The organism is Qipengyuania sp. SM2507, assembly GCF_053714505.1.
Genome location: NZ_CM132307.1, coordinates 298946 through 322081, shown reverse-complemented (window position 1 = coordinate 322081; position 23136 = coordinate 298946). Strand labels below are relative to the sequence as shown.

Sequence of the window (23136 nt, the reverse complement as noted above, 5' to 3'; positions counted from 1 at the left end):
GGACCCGCAAGCCCGATGAATCTCCAGAACTCGCAGGATTATTACGGCAAGGTGCTCGCCACTTCCGCCGATCTCCGGACCGATGCCTGCTGCACCGCCGAGGCGCCGCCGCCCGCGGTGATGGCGGCGCTGCGCAATGTGCACGACGACGTTCGCGCCCGTTACTACGGCTGCGGGCTGGTCGCGCCGCAAGCGATTGAGGGCTGCCATGTGCTCGATCTGGGCTCGGGCAGCGGGCAGGATGCCTATGTGCTGGCGCAGATGGTCGGCGAGTCGGGCTCGGTCACCGGCATCGACGCGACCCAGGAACAGCTCGATGTCGCCCGCCGCCACGAGGACTGGCACCGCGAGCGCTTCGGCTATGCGCAGGCCAACACACGCTTCCTCGAGGGCGATATCGAGAAGCTGCTCGAACTCGATCTGCCCGAGGAATATTTCGACGTCATCGTCTCCAATTGCGTCATCAATCTGGTGGCCGACAAGCGCGCGGTGTTCGATGCCGCGTGGCGGCTGCTCAAACCGGGCGGCGAGCTCTATTTCTCCGATGTCTATGCCGAACGCCGCGTGCCCGGGCATCTGCGCGACGACCCGGTGCTGCATGGCGAGTGCCTCTCGGGCGCGCTCTACTGGGGCGATTTCGTCGCGCTGGCCAAGTCCGCGGGCTTTCGCGATCCGCGGCTGGTGACCAGCCGCCCGCTGGCAATCGAGGATCCCGCGCTGCAGGACAAGCTCGCCGGCATCCCCTTCCATTCGGCGACCTACCGCCTGTTCAAGCTCGAGGGGCTGGAAGGCCAGTGCGAGGATTACGGCCAGGCGGTGCGCTACAAGGGCACCGTGCCGGGGCAGGAGCGGGTCTTCGAACTCGACGGCCACCACCATATCGAGGCGAGGCGGATATTCCCGATCTGCGGCAACAGCTGGAGGATGCTCGCCGACACGCGCTTCGCCGGGCATTTCGACTTCCTCGGCGATTTCGCCACCCATTACGGGGTCTTTCCCGATTGCGGCGTGGCGGTTCCCTTCGGCGCGACCGGCGGCGATCCCCAGCCCCCTGCGCCCTGCTGCTGAGCGCCCGTCGATGAAGATCCTCGTCACCGGCGCGGCCGGCCTGCTCGGCGGCGAGCTGTGCAAGCTGCTGGTTGCGCGCGGGCACAGTATCACCGCGCTGATCCACTCCAACCGCGAGATCCGCGCTAATGACGGGTCCCTGGTTCCGGTAACCCAGACCGTGGCAGGCGATGTTTCGCAGCCGCGTTTCGGCTGGGACGTGGCGCAATTTGCCGAGGTCGCGGCTGCGCACGAGCTGCTGATCCATTGCGCCGCGACGGTGCGCTTCGATCTCGATGAGGCCGATTACCGCAGCGTCAATGTCGACGGCACCTGCCATGCGCTGGCATTGGCCGAGGCGGGCGGCATGGACTATCTCCACATCGGCACCGCCTATGTCTGCGGCACCCGCGACGGCCTGGTGCGCGAGGACGATCCGCTGCCCGAAAGCGGTTTCGCCAATGGCTACGAAGCGAGCAAGGCTGCGGGCGAGCGGCTGGTGCGCCAGAGCCATCTACGCTGGGCGGTGGCGCGCCCCGCGATCGTGCTGGGCGACAGCGAGAGTGGCGCGATCCGCCAGTTCGACACCACCTACACCGCCTTCAAGTTGATCGCCGAGGGCCGGGTGCGCGCCATGCCCGCCACCCCGGGCGCGACGCTCGATTTCGTGCCGATCGATCATGTCGCGCACGGTATCGTCGCCATCGCCGAACGGATGGAGCAGGCGGCGGGCGGCACCTTCCACCTCGTCTCGGGCCAGCCGCTCCCGGTCGCGCGTTTCGCCGCCGCGATCGGTTCCTATCCGCACTTTCACGAACCCGCGCTGGTCGCGCCCGAACATTTCGACCCCGCCGCGCTCGCGCCTCTCGAGCGGCGGCTGTTCCGGCGCATCGCCGGGCTCTACGCCAGCTATTTCCAGCGCGACCCGCGATTCGACGATGCCGCCTTGCGCACCCTCACCGGCCGCGCCTGCCCGCCGACCGGCGAAGCCTACATCCGCCGACTGATCGACCACTGCATCGCGGTTGGCTTCCTCCCGGCGGAGTGACGTCTAACCCGGTTGGCGTCACCGCACGTCGGGATAGTGCTTCGCCATCCGGCTGCGCAGGCCGAAGGCCCAGAGCATCCCGACCTTGAAATAGATCCAGTTGGCCTTGAGCGGACCCCAGGCGGCGATGCGCCGGTCGGAGGTTTCGACCATCCGGGGGACCATGCGGATCCGCCCCAGCGCTGCGAATTTGACGCACAGATCGGCCTCTTCCATCACCGCATCGCCGGGGTTGCAACCGCCCAGCGCGAGGAATTCGGCGCGGCGGAAGAACATCGCGTGGTCGCCGAACAGCAGCCGCACCCCCTGAAAAAACAGATGCGGCCGGGTGAGCAGCGGCGCGTACCAGGTCTTGGCCCAATTGTGCGCGGTGGTGACCCAGCGGGTCCTGTCGGGGCCGCGGATAACCGGGGTGAAGCTCGCCAATGCAGTCCGCGGGTCGGCGAGCACCCGCTCGATAACCGCGACCATGTCGGTCGGCGGCAGCGTGTCGGCGTGGAGGACGCAGACCAGCTCGCCACGCGAGGCCGCGACCCCGAGATTGATCTGCAGCGCACGGCCTCGCTCCGCCGCCAGCACCCGCCAGCCGGCCTCGCGCGCGATGGCGATGGTGCCATCCATGCTCCCGCCATCGACCAGGAGGATTTCCACCGGCCGGGGCTCGAGCGCGGCGAGCCGCTCGACCAGCGCGGGCAGCGCCAGCTCCTCGTCGAGCGCGACGATCACAATGGTGACGCTCATGGCGCGAATTCGGGATAGCGCGCGAGGTCCGCGGGGGTGTCGATATCGCCGAGCTCGGGCAGCATGGCGGGCGCGATTCCCTGCAACGCGAAGCGGCGCAGCGTTTCGGACAGCACCTGCTCGGTGCTCCACGCCATGTCGTGAAACAGGAAGGGCATGGCACGCGTCATGCCAAGCAGATAATAACCGCCGTCGCTCGCGGGGCCGACCACCGCTGGCGCGCGCTCCAGCGCGGTGGCGGCGCGGCGCAGCATGGCGGCGTCGCAATCAGGGCAATCGCTGCCGATCAGGATCGCCGGCGCCGCGACCCGCGCCATCCGCGCGCCGAGATCGCCCTCGCCCTGATCCGTCACCGCCAGATCGGCCCCGAGCCAGTCGTGAAAGCGCGCCGGCTCGCCCCCGGTCACGCGCAATTCGATCGGCAGCCCACTAGCGCGCGCCTCGCGGACCGTGTGTTCGAGCAGGCGGCGGTAGAGCGCGGCCGCACCCTCGGCACCCAGCGCCGGGATCAGCCGGGTTTTTGCTCGCCCGGCCTCGGGCCAGCGCGCGAAGATGGTGAGCCGTGCTGCGCTCATGATCGGATCGCGCATGGCAAGTTGCAGGAGGCTGTAGGTGTCATGGCAGCGCGATTGCACATGGCTTGCAGGTTGCAAAGGCCCTGCCGCAGCGGGAATTCAGCCGTTCAGCCAGAAGCGCAGCACAAAGGCCACCGCCCCAAGCACGCTGATGCTCGCCAGCCAGATCGCCGCCATCCAGCCGAGCCGCTGCCACAAGGGCCGCTCTTCGGGGGGCGCCATCAATGGTAGCCTTCGTGGCCGACCTTGCCGCGAAACACCCAGTAGGCCCATGCGGTGTACCCGATGATCAGCGGCATGGTGATCGCCACCCCGATCAGCATGAAGACCTGGCTGCGCTCGGGCGCGGCGGCATCCCAGATGGTGATGTCGGGCGGCACGACATACGGCCACATGGTCACGCCCAGCCCCGCCATACCGAGGAAGAACAGCGCCAGCGCCAGCCAGAAGGGTTTGCTGTGGCGCTCCACGCTCAGCGCGCGCAGCAGCATCACCGCGATGACGGCGGTCAGGATCGGGATCGGCACGGCGTAATAGATTTCGGGCGCGCTCAGCCAGCGCTCGGCGTATTCGACGTTGAGCAGCAAATTGTAGAGCGAGACGGCGCCCATCAGCACGAAGGTGGCCCAGGCCGCGCGTTTGGCCAGCCTGCGGCTGTGTTCCTGGCTCGGCCCGTCGAGCTTCCACACCAGCCAGGCCGCGCCCAGCAATGCATAGCCCGCCACGGTCCCGACCCCGGTCAGCAGCGTGTAGGGCGTCAGCCAGTCGAGCCAGCTGCCGGCATAGCCGCGATCGACCACCTCGATGCCCTGGAGCAGCGCGCCCAGCGTCATCCCCTGCGCCATCGCCGCCACGATACTGCCGCCGGTAAAGGCCGCATCCCACAATCGCCGGTGGCCGGGATCGCGCCAGCGGTATTCGAAGGCCACCCCGCGGAACACCAGCCCCAGCAGCATCGCGATAATCAGTGGATAGGTGGCGGGCAGGATCACCGCATAGGCCAGCGGAAAGGCTGCGAACAAGCCGCCGCCGCCCAGCACCAGCCAGGTCTCGTTGCCATCCCACACCGGCGCGATCGAGTTCATTGCCCGGTCGCGTTCGGGGCCCACATCGAAAGTCGGGAACAGGATACCGATCCCCAGATCGAACCCGTCCATCACCACATAGGCGAAGACCGCAAAGGCGATGATGAAGGCCCAGACGGTGGTAAGATCGACATTCACCGCCATCACTCGGCCTCCTCGCGATTGCGCGGCAGCGTTTCGGCGCTACCCGGGTTTTGCGTCGGGCCGGGGGTGATGCCGGCAGTGCGGATCGGTCCGGTGTCGCCGCGCTTGACCCCGGTCTCACCGCTGTGCGGCGTCTGGCTCATCAACCGCAGGATATACCATGTGCCCGCGCCGAAGACGCTGAAATAGACCACCACAAAGGCCAGCAGCGAGGCGCCCACCGCGGGGGCATCGAGCGGGCTCGCGGCATCGGCGGTGCGCATCAGATTGTAGATCACGAAAGGCTGGCGGCCGACCTCGGTGGTGATCCAGCCGGCGAGCACCGCGACGAAGCCCGAAGGCGACATCGCCAGCGCCGCGCGGTGCAGCAGCGGCCAGTCGTAGAGCTTGCCGCGCCAGCGCGCGACCAGGCTCCACATCCCCAACCCGAGCATGGCAAAGCCGATTCCGACCATGATCCGGAATGACCAGAACACGATCCCGACCGGCGGTTCCTCGTCGTCGGGAATGGTGTCGAGCCCGGCGAGCGGGGCGTCGAGATCGTGCTTGAGGATCAGCGAGGAAAGCTTGGGGATCTCGACCGCATATTTGACCCGCTTCTCCTCGCTGTCGGGAATGCCGAACAGGATCAGCGGCGCGCCCTCGGGGTGGCTCTGGTAGTGCCCCTCCATCGCCATGACCTTCTGCGGCTGGTGCTCGAGCGTGTTGATGCCGTGCATGTCGCCCGCGAAAATCTGCACCGGGGCGACAATCGCCGCCATCCACAGCGCCATCGAGAACATCTTGCGCGCGTGGAGGTTGGCCTTGTCGCGCAGCAGGTGCCAAGCGCCCACTCCGCCGACCACGAAGGCGGTGGTAAGATAGGCCGCGATCAGCGTGTGCACGAGGCGGTAGGGGAAGCTGGGGTTGAAGATAATCGCCGCCCAGCTGTCGCCAGGCAGGAACTGGCCGTTGGCACCCATCTCGAAGCCGGTCGGGGTCTGCATCCAGCTGTTGACCGAGAGAATCCAGAAAGCGGAGATGAAAGTGCCCACCGCGACCATCAGCGTGGCGGCGAAATGGAGCTTCTTGCCGACCTTGTTCATCCCGAACAGCATGACGCCGAGGAAACCGGCCTCGAGGAAGAAGGCGGTCAGCACTTCATAGGCCATCAACGGGCCGATGACGGGCCCCGCGCGGTCTGAGAAGACCGACCAGTTGGTCCCGAACTGGTAGCTCATCACGATGCCCGAAACGACACCCATGGCGAAAGCGATCGCGAAGATTTTGAGCCAGAATTTGAACAGGTCGAGATAGATCGGCTTGCCGGTCTTCAGCCACAGCCCCTCGAGCACCGCGAGATAGCTCGCGAGCCCGATCGAGAAGGCCGGAAATATGAAATGGAAGCTCACCGTGAAGGCGAACTGGATGCGGGCCAGGAGCAGGGCGTCGATATTATCGAACATGGCGGTCCAATAGGCTTACCCGCTTTTTCCCCGTAGCGGAAACGGCGCATCCTCAGATGCACGAATTGCAAGTGAAGCCCCGTGCACCGTTAAAGGATGTATCGAAAAGCGTGGTGAGCCCTGCTGGGTTCGAACCAGCGACCTACTGATTAAAAGTCAGTTGCTCTACCGACTGAGCTAAGGGCCCGCACGCACGCCTTCGCGGCCGGGGTGTCCGGCACGGGCGCGTCACCTAGGCAGCGGGCGGGGCCGGGTCAAGCGCGCATCGAGTTGCCTCAGGCTCGCGCCGGTCAGCGGATCGACCCAGTCGGGCGCGACCGCGCGCGCTGGGCCGAGCACGAAGCGACGTTCGCGGAAACGCGGGTGAGGGATGGTGAGGTCGGCGGAATGAAACACCCCGCCGCTCCAAAGGATGATATCGATATCGAGCGTGCGCGCGCGCCAGCGCTGGCCCGAGCGGCGCCGGGCAAAGGCGCTTTCGACCTGCGCGATCAGAGCCAGCATCGTTTCCGGGTCGCGCGCAGTCTCGACGACGATCGCGGCATTGGCGTAGCGGCGCAGCGCAGGGCCGAGGGCGGCGCTGTCGATGACCGGCGAGGAGCGCAGCAGCGCGACGTCCTGCTCCGCCAGATGCGCGATCGCCGCCCCCAACACCGCCCGCGGCGCTCCGATGCCGGGCACGCGCATGTTCGATCCCAGCGCGAGGAGATAGCGATGGCTCATCCCGGCGCGCGCGATCAGATATCCTCGCAGATCCGGGTGTAGAGCTGCGGGCGGCGGTCGCGGAAGAACCCCATCCCGGCGCGGTGGGTGGCCGCGCGGTCGAGATCGAGCGTGGCGAGCAGCACGCCGGTTTCCGTGGCACCGTAATCGGCGACCAGATCGCCCCATTCGTCGGTTATGAAGCTGTGGCCGTAGAAGCTTTGCGCGCGATCCGCGGGGCCTTCGGCGCCGATGCGGTTGGCCGAGGCGACGGGCATGCAATTGGACACCGCATGGCCGACCATCGCGCGACGCCACATCCGGCTGGTGTCGAGATCGGCGTCATAGGGTTCGGAGCCGATCGCGGTGGGGTAGAACAGCACTTCTGCGCCTTTCAGCGCCATCACCCGCGCGCATTCAGGGTACCATTGGTCCCAGCAGATGCCGACGCCGATGGTGGCAGTGCCGCCGGTGCAGGGCACTTCCCATATCTTGAAACCGTCATTGCCGGGGCGGAAATAGTATTTTTCCTCGTAGCCCGGCCCATCGGGGATGTGGCTCTTGCGATAGGTGCCCATGATGGCGCCATCGGGGCCGATCATCGCCAGCGTGTTGTAATAGTGATGGCCATCGCGCTCGAAGAAGCTGGTCGGGATCGCGACGCGATGTTTTGCCGCCAGTTCCTGCATCGCCAGCACCGAGGGATGCGATGCGGTCGGGCGGGCGCGTGCGAACAGCGCCTCGTCCTCCTCGCGGCAGAAATATTCGCCCGCGAAGAGCTCGGGCGGAAGGATCACCTGTGCGCCCTCGCCCGCCGCCTCCGCCACCAGCGCGGCAACCGCGGCGATATTGCGCGCCTCGTCGGGGTCGGCGAGCGGCAATTGGAGGACGGCGAGGGTGAGCGTGCGCATCGGCAGCGCTTATTTCGCGCAGACGGCGAAGTCCACCAGTTGCGAAACAGGCGCTGCCGGAGCGAGAGCCCTTAGCGCTTGCGGAACAGCAGCGTCATCCGGTCGCTCTCGCCGACATTTTCGAGCTCGGGCTTCTTGCCGCTCCACGACGGGGGCAACTGCCATACGCCGCCCTCGTGATCGGCGGTGTCGGCGGGATTGGCGTTGATCTCGCTCGTGTCGACCAGTTCGAAACCGTGCGCCTCGACCAGCGCGATCACATCGTCCTGGCGCAGATAGCCATTGCTGCCGAGCGTGTAATCGGCCGGGGCATCCGCCTTGGCGCGGTGCTGGACGATGCCGAGCATGCCGTCATCGGCCAGCAGTCCGCGGATCCGCGTCAGCTCGGTGTACATCACGCCCGAGCGCAGCAGATTGTGCATTTCGCGGAACACCAGCACGCGGTCGGCGGTGCCCTTGAGCTCCTCGGGAATATCCTGCGAAGCGTGGAGCGCGACCGGCGCGCCCGAGAGGTTCCAGCCCGGCGAAGCCTCGGCGAAATTGGCAGGCAGACCCCCGAAATAATTGGCAAACCGCTCGCCATCGGCGGCGGCGGGGTCGGGCGTGAGTCCGACATAGCGGCCCTGCGACCCCAGATAGGGAACCAGCACGCGGGTGTACCAGCCGCCGGCGGGCATATAGTCGACCACCGTCATGCCCGGCTCGACCTGGAAAAAGGCGAGCGTTTCGGCCGGGTTGCGCCAGGTATCGCGCGCCGTGTCCTCGGCCCGGTTGGGGCTGGCCAGCGCGGTCATCATCGCGTGCTGCGAAGGATTGTGCGCGGCATGCGCATCGCCGCTGCCATGCTGGTGCGCGGCAGCGGGGGTGGCAAGTGCAGTGGTGGCAAGCGCAGCAGTGGCGCAGGCGACAAGAAGGTGACGCATCGATTCTCTCCATTGAACTCTGTGCGAGGACATTGCCCGCGTGGTTGTCCGATGACAAGCGGCCGATGACAGGCGCCGATGACAAGCGCCGATGACAAGCGGGGACCGGCTTCCTATCTGACAGGCAAAGGAGATTTCAATGGCTACCCAACAGGCAATCATGGCAGGCGGCTGCTTCTGGTGCACCGAGGCGGTGATGAACGACGTCGTCGGCGTGAACGAGGTCGAAAGCGGCTATATCGGCGGCGATCAGCCCGATCCCACCTACAAGCAGGTGTGCAGCGGCACCACCGGTCACGCCGAAGCGGTGCGGGTCAGCTTCGACACCGAGGTCATTTCGCTCGGCGATCTGCTCGATGTGTTCATGGGGACGCACGACCCGAGCCAGCTCAATCGCCAGGGCAATGACGTCGGCACACAATACCGCAGCGCCATCTTCCCGCTCGACGACGCGCAGCGTGGCGAAGCCGAGGCCGCGATCGCGCGCTGGAATGCCGAGCACGACGGCACTGCGGCGACGACGGTGGAAAACGCGTCCACCTGGTATCCTGCGGAGGATTATCACCAGGAATACTGGGGCGGCGAAGGCCAGCGTAATCCCTATTGCCAGGCGACCATTCCGCCCAAGCTGATGAAGCTGCGCAAGAGCTTTCAGAAGTATCTGAAGGCCGACGCCTAAGACCGCTCAGCGGTGGCGGGAGCCTGCCAGCGCGCGACGAAGAAACCGTCGAGACCCCCCTGGTCAGCTAGCATTCCGGGATCGGTGCGCAGCCAGCCTTCGTGCGTCGGCGCGATCCCGGCTGGCAGTTCGTCGGCGGAGATGGGCACGGGTGTCAGTTTTACACTCGCTGCCTGCTCCTCGCCCTCCTCGCGCTCGAGCGAGCAGACCGCATAGACCAGCGTCCCGCCGGGATTGAGCCAGTCAGCCGCGCGGGTGAGCAGCGCGGACTGCAGTTCGACCATCTCCTCGATCTGGCGCGAGCCGATGCGGTGGAGCACGTCCGGGTGGCGGCGCGCGGTGCCGGTGCTGGTACAGGGCGCGTCGAGCAGAATGGCGTCGAAGCGGTGCTTGGGCTCCCAGGCCAGCGCATCGGCGCGGACGATCCCCGCTTTCAGCCCCGTGCGCTTGAGATTGTCGCGCAGCAGCTCCAGCCGCCGCTTGGAAATGTCGAGAGCGGTCACCTGCCAGCCCGCCGCGGCGAGCTGAAGCGTCTTGCCGCCGGGCGCGGCGCACAGATCGAGCGCGTGGCGCCCCTCACCTGCGCCGAGCAGCCGCGCAGGCAGCGAGGCGGCAAGATCCTGGACCCACCATTCGCCCTCGGCAAAACCGGGCAATTTCTCGACGCTTGCGCCGCGGGGCAGGCGCAGCTGGCCGGGCATCAGGCTGTCGGCGGCGAGCTGATTGGCGAGATCGGCGGTGCGCGCGGGATCGCGCAAGCTCAGGTCGAGCGGCGGCGGATTGGCGAGACCGGCCGCGATCGGCTCGGCCCGATCGCCCCAGCGCGCCGCCACCGATGCCGGCAGTGTCGGCCTGTCAGGGAGCAACCGCTCGCGCTTCTCTAGCGTCGAGAACACCCCATGCGCCAGCCGCCGCGGCCCGCCCGCGAGCAGCGGCAGCCCGGTGGCCAGCACCGCATGCGGCGGGGTGTCGAGCCGCAGCCATTGCGCCAGCATCATCCGCAGCACCATCCGCACCTTGGCGTCGGGGGGCAGGATCTGTTTGGTGGCGCTGTCGATCAGCGCGTCGAAATCGCCCAGCCAGCGCAGCACTTCGCTGGCGATGGCGCGGGTCAGCGCCTTGTCCTCGAAACGGCGGACGTCGCCGGTCGCCGAACCGAAGGCGATATCGAGCGTCTCGCCGCGGCGCAGCACGGCATCGAGCAGGCGCAGCGCGGCGCGGCGCGCGGGGAAACCGGGGGGCATGGCCATGGCCCGTCCCCTACCCGCCCTTGAAACCACGCGCCAGCCTGCGCATTTGATAGGTATGGACAAACGCGCAACCGAGCGGCCCGAGGGCTTCGAGAAGCCCCCTCACTGGACCAATGAGCCTCCGCCGGCGCCCAAGCAGCCCGAGATGGACGAGGAATTGAGCCCCACGCGCTACGGCGACTGGGTCAAGGACGGCATCGCGATCGATTTCTGACGGGCGCTTCAGGCGCCTATAACGTCAAAGTTTTCTAAGCGTGATCTTTAGCCCGTCCTTGGGCTGCGGGATCGGCCAGGCCTGCCAGGCGGGATCGTAGCCCGGCTCGACCTCGATCCGGTAGCGGGTCAGCATATGCGCCATCAGCACCTTGATCTGCATGTATGCGAAATGCAGCCCGAGGCACATATGCGCGCCCCCGCCGAAGGGGACCCATGCGTATTTGTGCCGCGCCTTGACCAGCTCGGGGGTGAAGCGTTCGGGATCGAAACGCTCCGGGTCCGGCCAGTGTTCTTCCATGTGGTGGACCAGATGCGGGTTGATCCCGACCCGCGCGCCCGCCGGAATGCTGTAGCCGCCATATTCGAAGCTGCGCAAAGCGCGCCGCGGGATCGACGGCACCGGCGCAATCATCCGCAGCGATTCCTTGAACGCCATCTCGGTCAGCTCGGGCTTGCCGAGATCGTCATAGGCGAGATTGCGCCCTTCGCCTCCGGTGATCGCGGTCAGCTCGTCGCGCAGCCGGTCCTGCCATTCGGGGTTCTTCGCCAGCAGATAGACCAGCGAGGTCGCGCTCGAGGTGATGGTGTCGTGCGCTGCCATCATCAGGAAGTTCATGTGATCGACCACCGCCTCGGCATCCATCAGGCTGCCGTCCTCGAACTCGGCGGTGGCGAACTGGCTGAACATGTCCTGCCCGCCACCCTGCTCGCGGCGGCGCAGCGTCTCGCGGGTGAAATAGTCCACGAGAAAGGCGCGCCCATCGACGCCCTTCTTCATTTTCGTGAACGGTAGCGGGCGGCGAACCGGCGCGATCGAGGCCTGGACCATGTCGACGAAAGCCTGATTGATCCGGTCGGCTTCCGCGCCGAAGGGCAGGCCGATGAAGCTGTCCGCCGCGAGATCGAGCGTGAGCTGCTTGATCGCGGGGTAGAATTCCATATCGCCCGTGCCCCAATCCTCCATCCGCGAAGCGATGCCGCGGTTGAGGCTGTCGGCGTAATGGCGCATCGGGCCTGGCTTGAAGGCGATCGACAGCGCGCGGCGATCGGCGCGGTGATGGTCGAAATCGAGCAGCATCAGGCCGCCGGGAAACAGGCGGTGGAGCACCGGGCTCCAGCCCTGGTCGCTGGAGAAGATCTTGCCGCGGTCGAACAGCATCAGCTCGTTGGCCTCGGGGCCGATCAGCGCGACATGCCAGCCACCCATCGAGTGGACCTTGTAGACCGGGCCATAGGTCTCATACATCCGCTTCGCGAAGGCGTGCGGGTCGGAGAGCTGGGTGAAGGTGTGGCCGACCAGCGGGTAGCCCTTCTCGCCCGGAATATGGTCGAGCGATCCGCCGGGCAGCTTGTCGCGCCAGTCTTTCGGTGTGAACTCGGCAGACGGGTCGGACGCGAGGCTGGCCATAGGTTGCTCCTTGATACTTACCTCCGTGTAAGTAACCTTCCCGGCTAAATCCACCCAGACAATTCGCGCCGCAGGATCGTCTCGAGCATATCGAGCCCGGCGGCGGAGGTGTTGAGGCAGGACAACGCGGCGAAATGCTCGCCCCCCGCCTCGAGGAACTGCTCCTTGCCCTCCATCGCGAGTTCCTCGAGCGTCTCGAGACAATCGGCGGAAAAGCCCGGCGCGGCGATGGCGATCCGCTTCGTGCCCGCGTGCGCCTCTTCCTCCAGCGTGGTGTCGGTGGCGGGTTCGAGCCATTTGGCACGACCGAAGCGCGACTGGAAGGTGGTGCGCAGCCGCAGCCCGGGCCGATCCAGCCGGGCTTCCAGCAACCGCGCGGTCTTCTGGCAGTGGCAATGATAGGGATCGCCCAGATGCAGCGTGCGCTCGGGCATGCCGTGGAAGCTCAGCAGCAGCAGTTCGGGCACGAAGTCGAGCGCGTCGATCTGGCGCCCGATATCCAGCGCCAGCGCGTCGATATAGGCGGGATCGTCGTGATAGGGTGGCAGCGTCCGCAGGCTCGGCTGCCAGCGCATCGCCTTGAGCGCATCGCTCGCCTTGTCGACCACCGTCGCCGTGGTCGCGCCCGAATATTGCGGATAGAGCGGCGCCAGCAGCACCCGTTCGCAGCCCGCCGCCATCATCGCGTCGAGCCGCTCGGGAATCGACGGCGCGCCGTAGCGCATCGCCCAGTCGACCCGCACGCCCCCGCTCATTCCCGCGCCCATCCGCGCCTGCATCGCCTCGGCCTGCTGGCGTGTAATCACCGCCAGCGGCGAGCCTTCATCGGTCCAGACCTTGGAATAGGCCGCGGCGCTTTTCTTGGGTCTTGTGGTGAGGATCAGCCCGCGCAGGATCGGTTGCCAGACCAGCGGCGGGATCTCGACCACCCTCCGGTCGGAGAGGAATTCGGCCAGATAGCGCTTCACCGATTTGGGATCGGGCGCTTCGGGCGTGCCGAGATTGACCAGCAGCACGCCGACCCCGCCCGAGCGGACGGGGGGATGGTCGTGCGGCAAGGTCTGGGGCTGCCAGGTCATAATCCCTCCGATAGCAGCGGCAGGCGGCGAAAGCGCACTCCCGTTGCAGCAAACAATGCATTGGCGATGGCGGGTGGCGCGACCGCCACACCGAGCTCGCCCGGATCGAACGGCTCGGCCTCGCTCCCGACCAGATCGAGCACGATTTCCGGCGCATCCGCAAGTGTGGGCAGGCCCAGATCGCCGAGCCGCGCGCCGACGGGCCGGCCGCCGCGAAAACTCACGCTCGATCCCGTCGCCAGCGAGAGGCCGAACAGCAGCCCGCCCTCGATCTGCTGGCGGGCGATGTCGAGATTCACGATCCGGCCGATATCCGCCACCGCGGACAGCCGCGAGACACGCACTCCGCCCTCGCCCAGCTGCGCCTGCGCCACGCAGGCGATCGATCCGCTGGCCGCGCCGTATTCCATCCGGATCAGCGCCAGCCCTTGCCGGCTGCCTTCGCCCCCGCCGTCCCATTCGCCCAGCTCGGTGGCGCGGCTCAACACTTCGGCCGAGCGTTCGTCGTGGCCGAGCATCGTCATCCGGTAGAGAAAAGGGTCGCGCATGGCTTCGCGCGCGAGCTCGTCGACGAAGCTTTCGGTCGCAAAGCCGGTGTAGACCGCCGAATTGCCGCGCAGCAGCCCCGTGGGCAGTTCGAGCGGGACGGGGACATGATCGACCGCGACATTGCCGATGGCGTAGGGCGGCACCGCGCCTTCGCAGGCCAGCGGATCGGGCTCGCCCCCGGCCCGCTCGATCGCCGCTTCGGGCGTGGCGTTGGCGAACAGCCGTTCGCCGAATTCGCGAACGGTGGCGGGCATGGCAAGCCGTGCCCGCCAAGCAATCGGGGTCCGCTCCTCGCCCGGCGAGAGCTGGGCCGTAAGCACCAGCGCAACCGGCGTGCGCGGCGGCAGGGCCTTGAACTCCTCCGCCCGAGGCCAGGTGAGCTGGACCGGCTTGCCGACCTCCTTCGCAATCTGCGCGATCTCGATCGCGTGCTGCTTTTCCAGCCGCGCATCGAAGCTGCCACCCGCGCCGAGCAGGTAGAGGACCACATCGCTTGTCGACAGGCCCGCCGCCTGGGCCGCGGCTTCGCGCGTAGCCTCGGGCGCCTGCGAGGCGATCCACAGTTCCAGCCTGCCATCGGCAAACCGCGCGGTGGCGCTGGCGGTCTCGATCGTTGCGTGCACCGCCGGCGCAAAATCGTAGCGCTGGACGAGATCGGGCCCGGTCAGCGTCGCATCCGGATCTCCGAAGCTCGCAATCCTCACGGCATCGCCGGTGCGGACACCCTGGTCCAGTGCTTCCTCGATCGCCTCGCTGTCGACCCCGCCCGGACCGCCGAAACGCAGCGCCAGCCGGTCGAGCGCGCGCTCCGCGCGCCACCAGCTGTCCGCCACCGCCGCGATCCAGCGTTTTGCCTTCACCAGTGCGACCAGCCCCATGCCGGCAGCATCCGCCTCGTCGAACCCGACGAGTTCGGGCAGACCCACCGGCCCGTGCCGGATGGAGGCATAGACCATGCCCGGCAGGCGGATATCGGCAGCGAACAGATAGGTGCCATCGACCTTGGCGGGCAGGTCGAGCCGCGGGAACTCGCCCGCTCCGGGAATCCCGCCCGCCAGCGGGCGCTCACCCGCAGGCTGGGGCCGCAGCGGCGGCGGGTCGGGCGGGGTCATAAGAGCGGCTTCCTCAGCCAGCTCGCCGAACCGCAGGCGTTTCTCGCCGTGGAGGATGAAGCCGTTCTCGGCCTCGCATTCCTCCCATGCGACGCCCCAGCGCTCGGCAGCGGCCATGGCGAGCATGGCGCGCGCCGCTGCGCCGGCTGCGCGGCAATCGGCCTCATAGGCGGCCAGGGTCGATCCCTCGGCGGTTGCGGCGAAATTTTTCGCCCGCGCGAAACGCTCGGCAAGATAGCTCTCCGGTTCGTCCGCCAGATCGGGCAGCACCGACCATAGAGGCGCCCATTTGGCGGCCAGCGGAACATTGGCCTGCGCACCGCTGGGAGGGACGGTGGCAACCGCGATCTGCCCCCAGGCGGCGCCCATTTCCTGCGCCACGATCTGCGGCAGCACGGTGGTGACCCCCTGCCCCATCTCGAGCTGGGGCACCGCCACCGTAACCACCCCGTCGGCGGCGACCGTCAGCCAGGCACCGAACAGATGCTCGCCCGCACCGGTCTGCAGGGAGGGCGAATAGCGGCGCGGCCAGGCCCACCACGCCACGAGCAAGCCCCCGCCCACCGCCGCTCCGGTGAGCAGCTGGCGGCGCGAGAGCGGGACTGCGTTCAGGCGGTCTCTGATAGCCAAGTTGCGAGCTTTGCGGCGATGGCGCGGAACGGTTCGGCAATCGCATCGTCGCCGGCCGCAGGCGGCAGGCCGGCATCGCTGCCCTGGCGGATCGCGAGATCGAGCGGGATGCGCCCGAGGAAGGGCAGTTCGAGCCGCTGCGCCGCGTCCTCGACCCCGCCGGCGCCGAAGGGATCGGAGATCTCGCCACAATGCGGGCAGGCATAGCCGGACATGTTCTCGACCAGCCCGATCACGGGCACGCCGGCCTGGTCGAACAATTGCCCGGCGCGCGCGGCATCGATCAGCGCGAGGTCCTGAGGGGTGGAGACCAGCACCGCGCCCGCGGGCTTGAACTTCTGCAGCATGGTCAGTTGGACATCGCCGGTGCCCGGCGGCAGATCGACCAGCAGCAGCTCGGCATCGCCCCAATGCGCGTCGATCAGCTGGGAGAGCGCATTGCCCGCCATCGGTCCGCGCCAGGCGATTGCCTGCCCCGGCTTGACCAGATGGCCTACCGATAACACCGGCACCCCGACCGCGCTTGCGACCGGGACGAGCTTGTCGTCGCGCGCTTCGGGGCGCTCGCCCTGATTGCCCATGATCATCGGTTGCGAGGGCCCATAGATATCGGCATCGACCAGCCCGACCTTGTGGCCCATGCGGTGGAGCGCGATGGCGAGATTGGCGGTGAGCGTGGACTTGCCCACCCCGCCCTTGCCCGAACCGACCGCGACGATCCGGCGCCGCTTGCGCTCGGCGGTAAGGATGACGCGAACATCGTCCACTTCGGCGGCGGAGCCGACCCCCTCGCGCACCGCGGCTTCCATTTCTTCGCGTTCTCGAGGGTCGAGACCGGCGACGTCGAGCACCGCCGTCGCGCGCCCGTCCTTCACCGTAGCCGAGGTCACGCGCTTGGCGATCGGGTCGGGGAGCGCAGCGGTTAATACATTATCGGCCATGCTCCGCGCCGTGTAGCATCAAAAAGCGCGCGACAACCCCTGTTTTTCCCGCAGAACGACCCTATAGATACTGCATGCGAATATTGGACGGTTTTGGAAAACGTATCGGGCTGGCCATGGCTGGCGGTCGCAACCCCTGGGGCAAGGGTTCCGGCGATAGTGGCGATGAGAGCGCCGGCGGTGGTGGCGATGAGCCGGCATCGGGCGATTCGGACAACAAGCCCGGCGACAAGGCGAAGGGACCCAAGAACCCCTGGCTGCCGCCCGGCTCCACCGGCAGCGGACCGCGCCGTTCCGCCAATATCGAGGATATCTTCAAGAACCGCGGGCCTGAAGGTCCGCGCCGCACCGGCGGGCCCGGCGGGCCCAACTTCCGCCTGCCGCAACGCCCCGGCGGCGGCAGCTGGCTGCCCTTCGCCATCATCGGCCTGGTCGCGATCGTGGTGCTGTCGAGCAGCGTCCATCTGGTCGAGGCGCAGGAAAAGGCCGTGGTCAAGACGCTCGGTAATTACACCCGCACGCTGGATCCCGGACTCAACTTCACCGCGCCCTTCCCGATCGAGAGCGTCGATATCGAAGACGTCCAGGGCGTTCGCGCTTTGCGCATCCCCGGCTCGAGCGAAAGCGCCAAGCTCATCCTGACGGGCGACCAGAACCTCGTCGATCTGAGCTACATCGTGCGCTGGAACATCAAGAGCCTGGAGAATTTCAAATTCTCGCTGGTCGAACCGATCGAGACGGTGGGCGAAGTGGCCGAGGCCGCGATGCGCGCCGAAGTCGCAGAGAAGACGCTCGACGAGACCTTTTCGGGTCAGGGGCGTGCCGAGATCGAACTGGACGTACGCCAGCGGATGCAGATCGCGCTCGACGCCTATAATTCGGGCATCCAGGTGCTCGGTGTCGAAATCGACAAGGCCGATCCTCCCGCCGAAGTGGTCGACGCATTCCGCGATGTTTCGGTCGCGGAGCAGAACGCCGACGCCTCGCGCAACCAGGCCCGCGGTTACGCCCAGCAGGTCCTCGCGCAGGCGCAGGGCGAGGCCGAGGCTTTCGACGAGGTCTACGAGGAATACCGCCTCGCTCCCGAAGTGACTCGCCGCCGGCTCTATTACGAAACCATGGAGCGGGTGCTCAGCCAGACCGATACGACCGTGGTCGAGAACGAAGGCGTCACCACCTATCTGCCGCTGCCCGAAGTGCGCCGCCGCAGCAATACGGCTGCGCCCACAGCGGCCGCACCGGCGCAGCCCGCCCAGCCGCAGGGAGAGAGCCAGTGACCGTGAACAATATCTGGGAAAACTATCGCGGCCTGGTGATCGCACTGGCCGTGTTGATCGTGCTGTTCTTCACCAGCGTCTATATCGTGCCCGAGGAAGAGCAGGCGGTGGTGATCCGCACCGGCGAGCCGATCGGTGTGGTCAACACCCCGGACGGCGAGACCAACGCCGGGCTCTATTTCAAGGTGCCCTTTATCGATTCGGTTCGCCGCGTCGAAAAGCGCGTTCTCGATCTCGAGATGTCCGACGAGGAAGTGCTGTCGAACGATCAGCAACGCCTGCTGGTCAATGCCTATGCGCGGTTCCGGATTTTCGACCCGGTTCGCATGGTCGAACGCGCCGGCACCACCGAGGGCGTGCGCCTTGCGCTCGAACCGATCCTCAATTCGGTGCTGCGCCAGGAACTCGGCCGCCGCACCTTCCAGAACATGCTGACCGCCGAGCGTGGCAGTGCCCTGGCGAATGTGCGTGCCAATCTCGACCGCCAGGCCCGCCAATACGGGGCCGAGGTGATCGACGTGAAGATCAAGCGCACCGACCTGCCCGATGGCGCGCCGCTCAATTCCGCCTTCCGCCGGATGGAATCGGATCGCGAACGCGAAGCGCGCACGATCCGCGCGCAGGGCGAGCGCGATGCGCGCATCATCCGCGCCGAGGCGGATGCGGATTCGGCGCGGATCTACGCCGACAGCTTCGGCAAGGATCCTTCGTTCTACGATTTCTACCGCGCCATGCAGAGCTACGACACCACCTTCTCCGCCCAGAACGGCAACCAGAGCAGCATCATCCTGTCTCCCGACAACGAGTATCTCCGGCAGTTCCGCGGACAGCGTTGATCGTTCGTCGAGCGGAACCATTGGCGTTCAATGGCGGTTCAGCGAATACCGGTTGAAACGAGCCGAGCCCCTATAAAGGCGCCTTCCAGCACCGGCCATCCGGCAGCTTGCGCGCCTCATGCAAAGGAACGAGAGGACGTGAAACCAGTGCGATATGCCTATGGATTGACGAGTGTGTTGTTGGTCGGCGGTGCCGCCGTGTCGCTGGCGACCGGCTACCCTGCGGGTGCCCAGGTGGCGCAGAACGACGACATGCAGATCTCGCGGGCGGTACCGCGCGCCGGCGCGCCCGAAAGCTTCGCCGACCTGACCGCGCAATTGCAGCCGGCGGTGGTCAATATTTCCACCCGCCAGCGGGTCGAGGTGCGCAGTTCCAACCCGTTTAGCGGTACGCCCTTCGAAGGCCTGTTCAACCGACGCCAGGGCCAGCAGGAAGAAGAGCCCCAGTTCCGCGAAGGCCAGTCGCTGGGTTCGGGCTTCTTCATCTCGGCCGATGGCTATGTGGTGACCAACAACCATGTCGTCAGCAATGCCGGCCGGGGCACCGTGGAAGAAATCACCGTCACCATGCCCGACGGCACCGAATACGAGGCCGAACTGGTCGGCACCGATGTCGAATCCGACCTCGCAGTGCTCAAGGTCAGCCGCAGCGATCCCTTCCCCTTCGTGCGCTTCGGCGATTCCAGCCAGGCGCGGCCGGGCGACTGGGTGGTCGCGATCGGCAATCCCTTCGGGCTGGGCGGCACAGTCACCAGCGGCATCGTCTCGGCGGTGCTCCGCAACACCGGAATGGGCGGCGCCTACGATCGCTACATCCAGACCGACGCCGCCATCAACCGCGGCAATTCGGGCGGTCCGCTGTTCGACATGCAGGGCAATGTGATCGGCATCAACAATGCGATCTTCTCGCCCACCGGCGGCAGCGTCGGGATCGGCTTTGCCATCCCGGCGGAAATCGCCGCGCCGATCGTCGAACAATTACGCCGCGGCGAAGCGATCGAACGCGGCTATCTCGGGATCAGCATCCAGCCGGTGACCGACGACCTAGCCGCTTCGCTCGGCATCGAGCGCAATCGCGGCGAAATCGTCCAGTCGGTCCAGGCGGGCGAAGGCGCCGAGAAGGCTGGGATCCGTCCCGGCGACATCGTCATCAGCGTCGACGGCGAGCCGGTCACGCCCGAACAGTCGCTGTCCTTCCTGGTCGCGAATATCGCGCCCGGCGAGACGATCCCGGTCGAGCTGATCCGCAATGGCAAGCGCGAGCGGGTCAATGTCTCCGTCGGTCGCCGGCCGAGCGCGGAAGAGCTGGCCCGCCAGCAGATGTTCGATCCCGAAGCCGAAGAGGAAGAGATGCTCGAAAGCCCGGACGACGGGCTGATCGAGCAGCGTCTCGGCGTCCAGGTCGTACCGCTCAATCCGCAGATCGCCCGCCAGCTCGGCGCCTCTGCGGATACGCAGGGCCTCGCAGTGGGCGCGGTCGATTCCAATTCGGACGCGGCGCGCAAGGGTCTCCAGCGCGGCGACATCATCCTGAGCGCGAATTATCGCGAGGTGGCGGATATCGCCGGGCTCGAAGCCGTGATCGCCCAAGCCGATGCCGAGGAGCGCAACGCATTGCTGCTGCGCGTGCAGCGGCGCGGACGCCCACCGACCTACCTGCCGGTTCGTTTGCGCTGACCGCAGCGGGCCGAACCTCCCGCGTGGAGGCTATCGGGTGAATTGAAAGGGGAGTGCCACCACGAGGTGGCGCTCCCCCTTTTCGTTGGGATCAGTATTCGACCGGCGGCAGGCTCTGCGGGCGAGGCTGGCGCTGCTGCTGCCGCGGTGGTGGCGGCGGTTCCGCGCCCTCGCCCGTAGCGCGGCGGAGGAAATCATCGCTCGCCGCCGGCGGGGCCTCGGGAGCGGGCTCGCCCGAGCCGGGTTGCCCGCCCGGGCGGCGCGGCGGCTGACCCGGCTGGCGCGGTCGGTCGCCCTCGCCCGCACCCGGACCCACGCCCGGCTGTTCGGGATAGGGGAAGTAATCGTCGCCTTCGTCCTGCGGCCGTCCCGGCTCGATCAGATTGCCCTGCTCGTCGATGAAATAATAGTCGTCGGGATCGCCGAACATCTGCTCGTCGTCGGGCTCGAGTTGCCACTCGGGCAGTTGCAGATCGGTGTCGAATTCCTCGACAGGGCGATCCTTGACCGCGTAGCGCATATAGGCGGCGAAGGCCTGCGCCGGCGCGCGTCCGCCCTGCAGGCTGGCGACGCGGGCATTGTCGTCGCGCCCCATCCACACCCCGGTGGTGATGCCGCTCGAGAAGCCGACGAAATAGCCGTCCTTGTTGGAATTGGTGGTGCCGGTCTTGCCCGCCACCGGACGCCCGATCTGCGCCGCGCGGCCAGTGCCGGTGTTGACCGCGGCCTGCAGCAGGTCGGTGATCCCCGCGGCGACGTGGTCGGGCACCAGCTGCACCTCGCGCGCGCGTTCGTGCTGATAGAGCAGTTCACCGTCGCCAGTGGTCACCTTGAGGATGCCGTAGGGCTCGACCGACTGACCGCCCGCCGCCACGGCGGCGAAGGCGCGGGTCATGTCGATCAGCCGCACCTCGGAAGAGCCCAGCACCATCGAGGGATAGGTCGAGACCGGCGTGGTGATGCCAAAGCGCCGCGCCATGCTGGCAACCGTGCCGAAGCCGACTTCGTTGCCGAGCTGCGCGGCGACCGTGTTCTTCGAGTAGGCGAAGGCGGTGCGCAGGTCGATCGGCCCGGCATAACTGCCGCCCGAATTGCGCGGGCTCCAGCCATCGATCGTCACCGGCCCGTCGACCAACCGGTCTTCGGGCGTATAACCCGCCTCGAGCGCGGCGAGATAGACGAACAGCTTCCACGACGAACCGGGCTGGCGCATCGCATCGGTGGCGCGGTTGTAATTGGTCTGGACGTAGTCGGTCCCGCCAACCAGCGCGAGCACCGCCCCGTCGCGATCGAGGCTGACCAGCGCGCCCTGCGCACCCTCGGGGGTGTTGGCCTTGATCGAGGCGGTGGCGGCGCGCTGCATCCCGGTGTCGAGCGTGGTCCAGACCTCGATCGGTTCGAAGGTCTCGGGCAGCAGCAGATCGAGCTGGGGCAGCGCCCAGTCGGTGAAATAGCGCACCGAATTCTGCCCGGTTTCCTCTTTCAGATTGACCGCCGAGACATCGACCGAGGCCTGGCTGGCGCTGATCCGGCCCTGCTCGCGCATCAGCCGCAGCACCACGCTGGCGCGGGCCACGGCGGCGTTGACGTCGGCGGTCGGGGAATAGCGGCTGGGCGCTTTGACCAGCCCGGCGATGATCGCCGCTTCGGCGGTCGAGAGTTCGGTCGCGGGATGACTGAAGAACTTGCGCGAAGCCGAATCCACGCCATAGGCGCCGCCGCCGAAATAGACCTTGTTGAGATAGAGTTCGAGGATCTGTTCCTTGCTGAACTTGGTCTCCAGCGCCAGCGCCAGCACGCCTTCGCGCAGCTTGCGATCGATGGTGCGGTTGGAATTGAGAAACACGTTGCGCGCGAGCTGCTGGGTGATGGTCGAGGTCGCCGCGACGCGCCCGTCGCCGCTCGCCGCTACCCAGAGCGCGCGTGCCAGGCCGATTGGATCGACCCCGAAATGCGACTGGAAGCGCCGGTCCTCGACCGAGATCATCGCATCCTTCATGACTTGCGGGATTTCTTCCGCGCTCAGCCACTGGCCATAGCTCGGCCCGAGCTCGACGATCTCGCTGCCGTCGCGCGCGCGCACCACGATGGTCTGCCCGACCTGCGTCGCCTGAAGCTGATAGAAGGAAGGCAGCGAACGCGCCGCAAAGGCCACCGCCAGCCCGACGAACAGCAGGCCCAGCAGCGCCAGCGCCAGACCCCAGAGGATCAGCCGGCGCAGCCACAGCCGCCAGCCGCGGCGCCCGCGCTGTTCACTGGCGCTGCGTTTGCCAGCCTGGGCCTTGCCCGCGCTGCGGCGGCTGCCCCGCTGGTTGATATCGTTCTGTTTGCGTCCCGCCAATTCACGTCACCCGATCACTGATGCGGGGGTTGCATAGGGCAGTTGTAACCATGCGTGAACGGGGAACCGCCGCGCCATCCCCCGGCGCTCCTGCAGCAGGTCAGGCCGCGTCGTCCTCGGGCTCGAAATCGAGCGCCGCGCTGTTGATGCAATAGCGCAGGCCGGTCTCGCCCGGTCCGTCCGGGAAAACATGGCCCAGATGCCCTTCGCATTTCGAACAGACCACTTCGGTGCGCACCATGCCCATGCTGACATCGCGGTTCTCATCGACGACATCTTCGTCGGCCGGCGCGGTAAAGCTGGGCCAGCCCGAGCCGCTGTCGTATTTGTGCGTGCTGTCGAAGACGCGCTGCCCGCAGGCCGCGCAGAGATATTCGCCTGCCTGCTTGTTCTTGTCGTATTTGCCGGTGAAGGCCCGCTCCGTGCCGCCTTCGCGCAGCACATGATATTGTTCGGGGGTCAGCTTCTCGCGCCATTGCGCATCGGGGATTGCGAGCTTGTCGGTCATAGGGGGTCTCCT

General features: G+C 67.1%; 22 protein-coding genes and 1 tRNA gene. 7 read left to right on the top strand and 16 right to left on the bottom strand.

The window, feature by feature from the left end; all coding sequences use genetic code 11:
• The first annotated feature begins 15 nt into the window (after positions 1 to 15).
• Complete coding sequence (locus ACWIKC_RS01525; RefSeq protein ID WP_454598381.1) at positions 16 to 1068, top strand: methyltransferase domain-containing protein; 1053 nt, start codon at positions 16 to 18, stop codon at positions 1066 to 1068.
• A gap of 10 nt (positions 1069 to 1078) precedes the next feature.
• The gene (locus ACWIKC_RS01520; protein WP_454598380.1) at positions 1079 to 2095 is read left to right on the top strand and encodes an SDR family oxidoreductase; all 1017 of its coding nucleotides are present in this window, start codon (positions 1079 to 1081) and stop codon (positions 2093 to 2095) included.
• A gap of 18 nt (positions 2096 to 2113) precedes the next feature.
• Here the strand turns inward: ACWIKC_RS01520 and ACWIKC_RS01515 are convergent, their stop codons facing one another.
• The 9 genes from ACWIKC_RS01515 to ACWIKC_RS01475 all read right to left on the bottom strand — a co-directional run bounded on the left by ACWIKC_RS01515 (position 2114) and on the right by ACWIKC_RS01475 (position 8621).
• Positions 2114 to 2836, bottom strand: coding sequence for a glycosyltransferase (locus ACWIKC_RS01515; RefSeq protein WP_454598379.1), 723 nt, complete (start codon positions 2834 to 2836; stop codon positions 2114 to 2116).
• Positions 2833 to 3411 carry a TIGR04282 family arsenosugar biosynthesis glycosyltransferase gene (locus tag ACWIKC_RS01510; protein ID WP_454598378.1) on the bottom strand — a complete coding sequence of 193 codons (579 nt, stop codon included), beginning with the start codon at positions 3409 to 3411 and terminating at the stop codon, positions 2833 to 2835. The genes ACWIKC_RS01515 and ACWIKC_RS01510 overlap by 4 nt, the downstream gene beginning before the upstream one ends.
• A gap of 99 nt (positions 3412 to 3510) precedes the next feature.
• Complete coding sequence (locus ACWIKC_RS01505) at positions 3511 to 3633, bottom strand: DUF2474 domain-containing protein (RefSeq protein WP_454598377.1); 123 nt, start codon at positions 3631 to 3633, stop codon at positions 3511 to 3513.
• On the bottom strand, positions 3633 to 4640 hold the full coding sequence (gene cydB, locus ACWIKC_RS01500; protein WP_454598376.1) for a cytochrome d ubiquinol oxidase subunit II: 1008 nt from the start codon (positions 4638 to 4640) through the stop codon (positions 3633 to 3635). Before cydB ends, ACWIKC_RS01505 begins: the two co-directional genes overlap by 1 nt.
• Positions 4640 to 6085 (bottom strand): cytochrome ubiquinol oxidase subunit I, encoded by a 1446-nt coding sequence (locus ACWIKC_RS01495; protein ID WP_454598375.1) that lies wholly within the window; start codon positions 6083 to 6085, stop codon positions 4640 to 4642. Before ACWIKC_RS01495 ends, cydB begins: the two co-directional genes overlap by 1 nt.
• 111 nt (positions 6086 to 6196) lie before the next feature.
• Positions 6197 to 6272: transfer RNA gene (locus ACWIKC_RS01490), tRNA-Lys, on the bottom strand.
• A gap of 41 nt (positions 6273 to 6313) precedes the next feature.
• A complete protein-coding gene (folK, locus tag ACWIKC_RS01485; RefSeq protein WP_454598374.1) occupies positions 6314 to 6808 on the bottom strand; it encodes a 2-amino-4-hydroxy-6-hydroxymethyldihydropteridine diphosphokinase in 495 nt (164 codons plus the stop codon).
• Between the two features lie 14 nt (positions 6809 to 6822).
• Complete coding sequence (aguB, locus tag ACWIKC_RS01480; protein ID WP_454598373.1) at positions 6823 to 7698, bottom strand: N-carbamoylputrescine amidase; 876 nt, start codon at positions 7696 to 7698, stop codon at positions 6823 to 6825.
• A 71-nt stretch (positions 7699 to 7769) separates the two neighbouring features.
• Entirely contained in the window at positions 7770 to 8621 is an 852-nt protein-coding gene (locus ACWIKC_RS01475; protein ID WP_454598372.1) for a class I SAM-dependent methyltransferase, read from the bottom strand.
• 139 nt (positions 8622 to 8760) lie between these two features.
• Here ACWIKC_RS01475 and msrA point away from each other — a divergent pair, with 139 nt between their 5' ends.
• The gene (gene msrA / locus ACWIKC_RS01470) at positions 8761 to 9300 is read left to right on the top strand and encodes a peptide-methionine (S)-S-oxide reductase MsrA (RefSeq protein ID WP_454598371.1); all 540 of its coding nucleotides are present in this window, start codon (positions 8761 to 8763) and stop codon (positions 9298 to 9300) included.
• Here msrA and ACWIKC_RS01465 read toward each other — a convergent pair.
• The gene (locus tag ACWIKC_RS01465; protein ID WP_454598370.1) at positions 9297 to 10550 is read right to left on the bottom strand and encodes an RsmB/NOP family class I SAM-dependent RNA methyltransferase; all 1254 of its coding nucleotides are present in this window, start codon (positions 10548 to 10550) and stop codon (positions 9297 to 9299) included. The two genes, msrA and ACWIKC_RS01465, sit on opposite strands and share 4 nt — an antisense overlap.
• A gap of 55 nt (positions 10551 to 10605) precedes the next feature.
• Here ACWIKC_RS01465 and ACWIKC_RS01460 point away from each other — a divergent pair, with 55 nt between their 5' ends.
• Positions 10606 to 10764 (top strand): DUF1674 domain-containing protein, encoded by a 159-nt coding sequence (locus ACWIKC_RS01460; RefSeq protein WP_454598369.1) that lies wholly within the window; start codon positions 10606 to 10608, stop codon positions 10762 to 10764.
• Between the two features lie 24 nt (positions 10765 to 10788).
• On the opposite strand, the gene ACWIKC_RS01455 is transcribed toward ACWIKC_RS01460, so the two are convergent.
• From ACWIKC_RS01455 to ACWIKC_RS01440, 4 genes are read right to left on the bottom strand one after another with little or no spacing between them, the layout of a single operon-like run.
• Positions 10789 to 12174: a cytochrome P450 gene (locus tag ACWIKC_RS01455; protein WP_454598368.1), complete on the bottom strand. Its 1386-nt coding sequence runs from the start codon at positions 12172 to 12174 to the stop codon at positions 10789 to 10791.
• Positions 12175 to 12218: 44 nt separating this feature from the next.
• A complete protein-coding gene (hemH, locus tag ACWIKC_RS01450; RefSeq protein WP_454598367.1) occupies positions 12219 to 13253 on the bottom strand; it encodes a ferrochelatase in 1035 nt (344 codons plus the stop codon).
• Positions 13250 to 15544, bottom strand: coding sequence for a molybdopterin cofactor-binding domain-containing protein (locus ACWIKC_RS01445; RefSeq protein ID WP_454598366.1), 2295 nt, complete (start codon positions 15542 to 15544; stop codon positions 13250 to 13252). The genes hemH and ACWIKC_RS01445 overlap by 4 nt, the downstream gene beginning before the upstream one ends.
• A complete protein-coding gene (locus ACWIKC_RS01440; RefSeq protein WP_454598365.1) occupies positions 15523 to 16485 on the bottom strand; it encodes an Mrp/NBP35 family ATP-binding protein in 963 nt (320 codons plus the stop codon). The genes ACWIKC_RS01445 and ACWIKC_RS01440 overlap by 22 nt, the downstream gene beginning before the upstream one ends.
• A 116-nt stretch (positions 16486 to 16601) precedes the next feature.
• On the opposite strand from ACWIKC_RS01440, the gene hflK reads away from it, so the two are divergent.
• The 3 genes from hflK (at position 16602) to ACWIKC_RS01425 (ending at position 20275) form a co-directional block, all read left to right on the top strand.
• On the top strand, positions 16602 to 17762 hold the full coding sequence (gene hflK, locus ACWIKC_RS01435) for a protease modulator HflK (protein ID WP_454598364.1): 1161 nt from the start codon (positions 16602 to 16604) through the stop codon (positions 17760 to 17762).
• Between the two features lie 2 nt (positions 17763 to 17764).
• Entirely contained in the window at positions 17765 to 18598 is an 834-nt protein-coding gene (gene hflC / locus ACWIKC_RS01430) for a protease modulator HflC (RefSeq protein ID WP_454599525.1), read from the top strand.
• Between the two features lie 147 nt (positions 18599 to 18745).
• Positions 18746 to 20275 (top strand): Do family serine endopeptidase, encoded by a 1530-nt coding sequence (locus tag ACWIKC_RS01425; RefSeq protein ID WP_454599524.1) that lies wholly within the window; start codon positions 18746 to 18748, stop codon positions 20273 to 20275.
• Between the two features lie 91 nt (positions 20276 to 20366).
• Here ACWIKC_RS01425 and ACWIKC_RS01420 read toward each other — a convergent pair whose 3' ends face one another.
• Positions 20367 to 22616 (bottom strand): transglycosylase domain-containing protein, encoded by a 2250-nt coding sequence (locus ACWIKC_RS01420; protein WP_454598363.1) that lies wholly within the window; start codon positions 22614 to 22616, stop codon positions 20367 to 20369.
• Between the two features lie 100 nt (positions 22617 to 22716).
• Entirely contained in the window at positions 22717 to 23124 is a 408-nt protein-coding gene (gene msrB, locus ACWIKC_RS01415; protein WP_454598362.1) for a peptide-methionine (R)-S-oxide reductase MsrB, read from the bottom strand.
• Positions 23125 to 23136 lie beyond the last annotated feature (12 nt).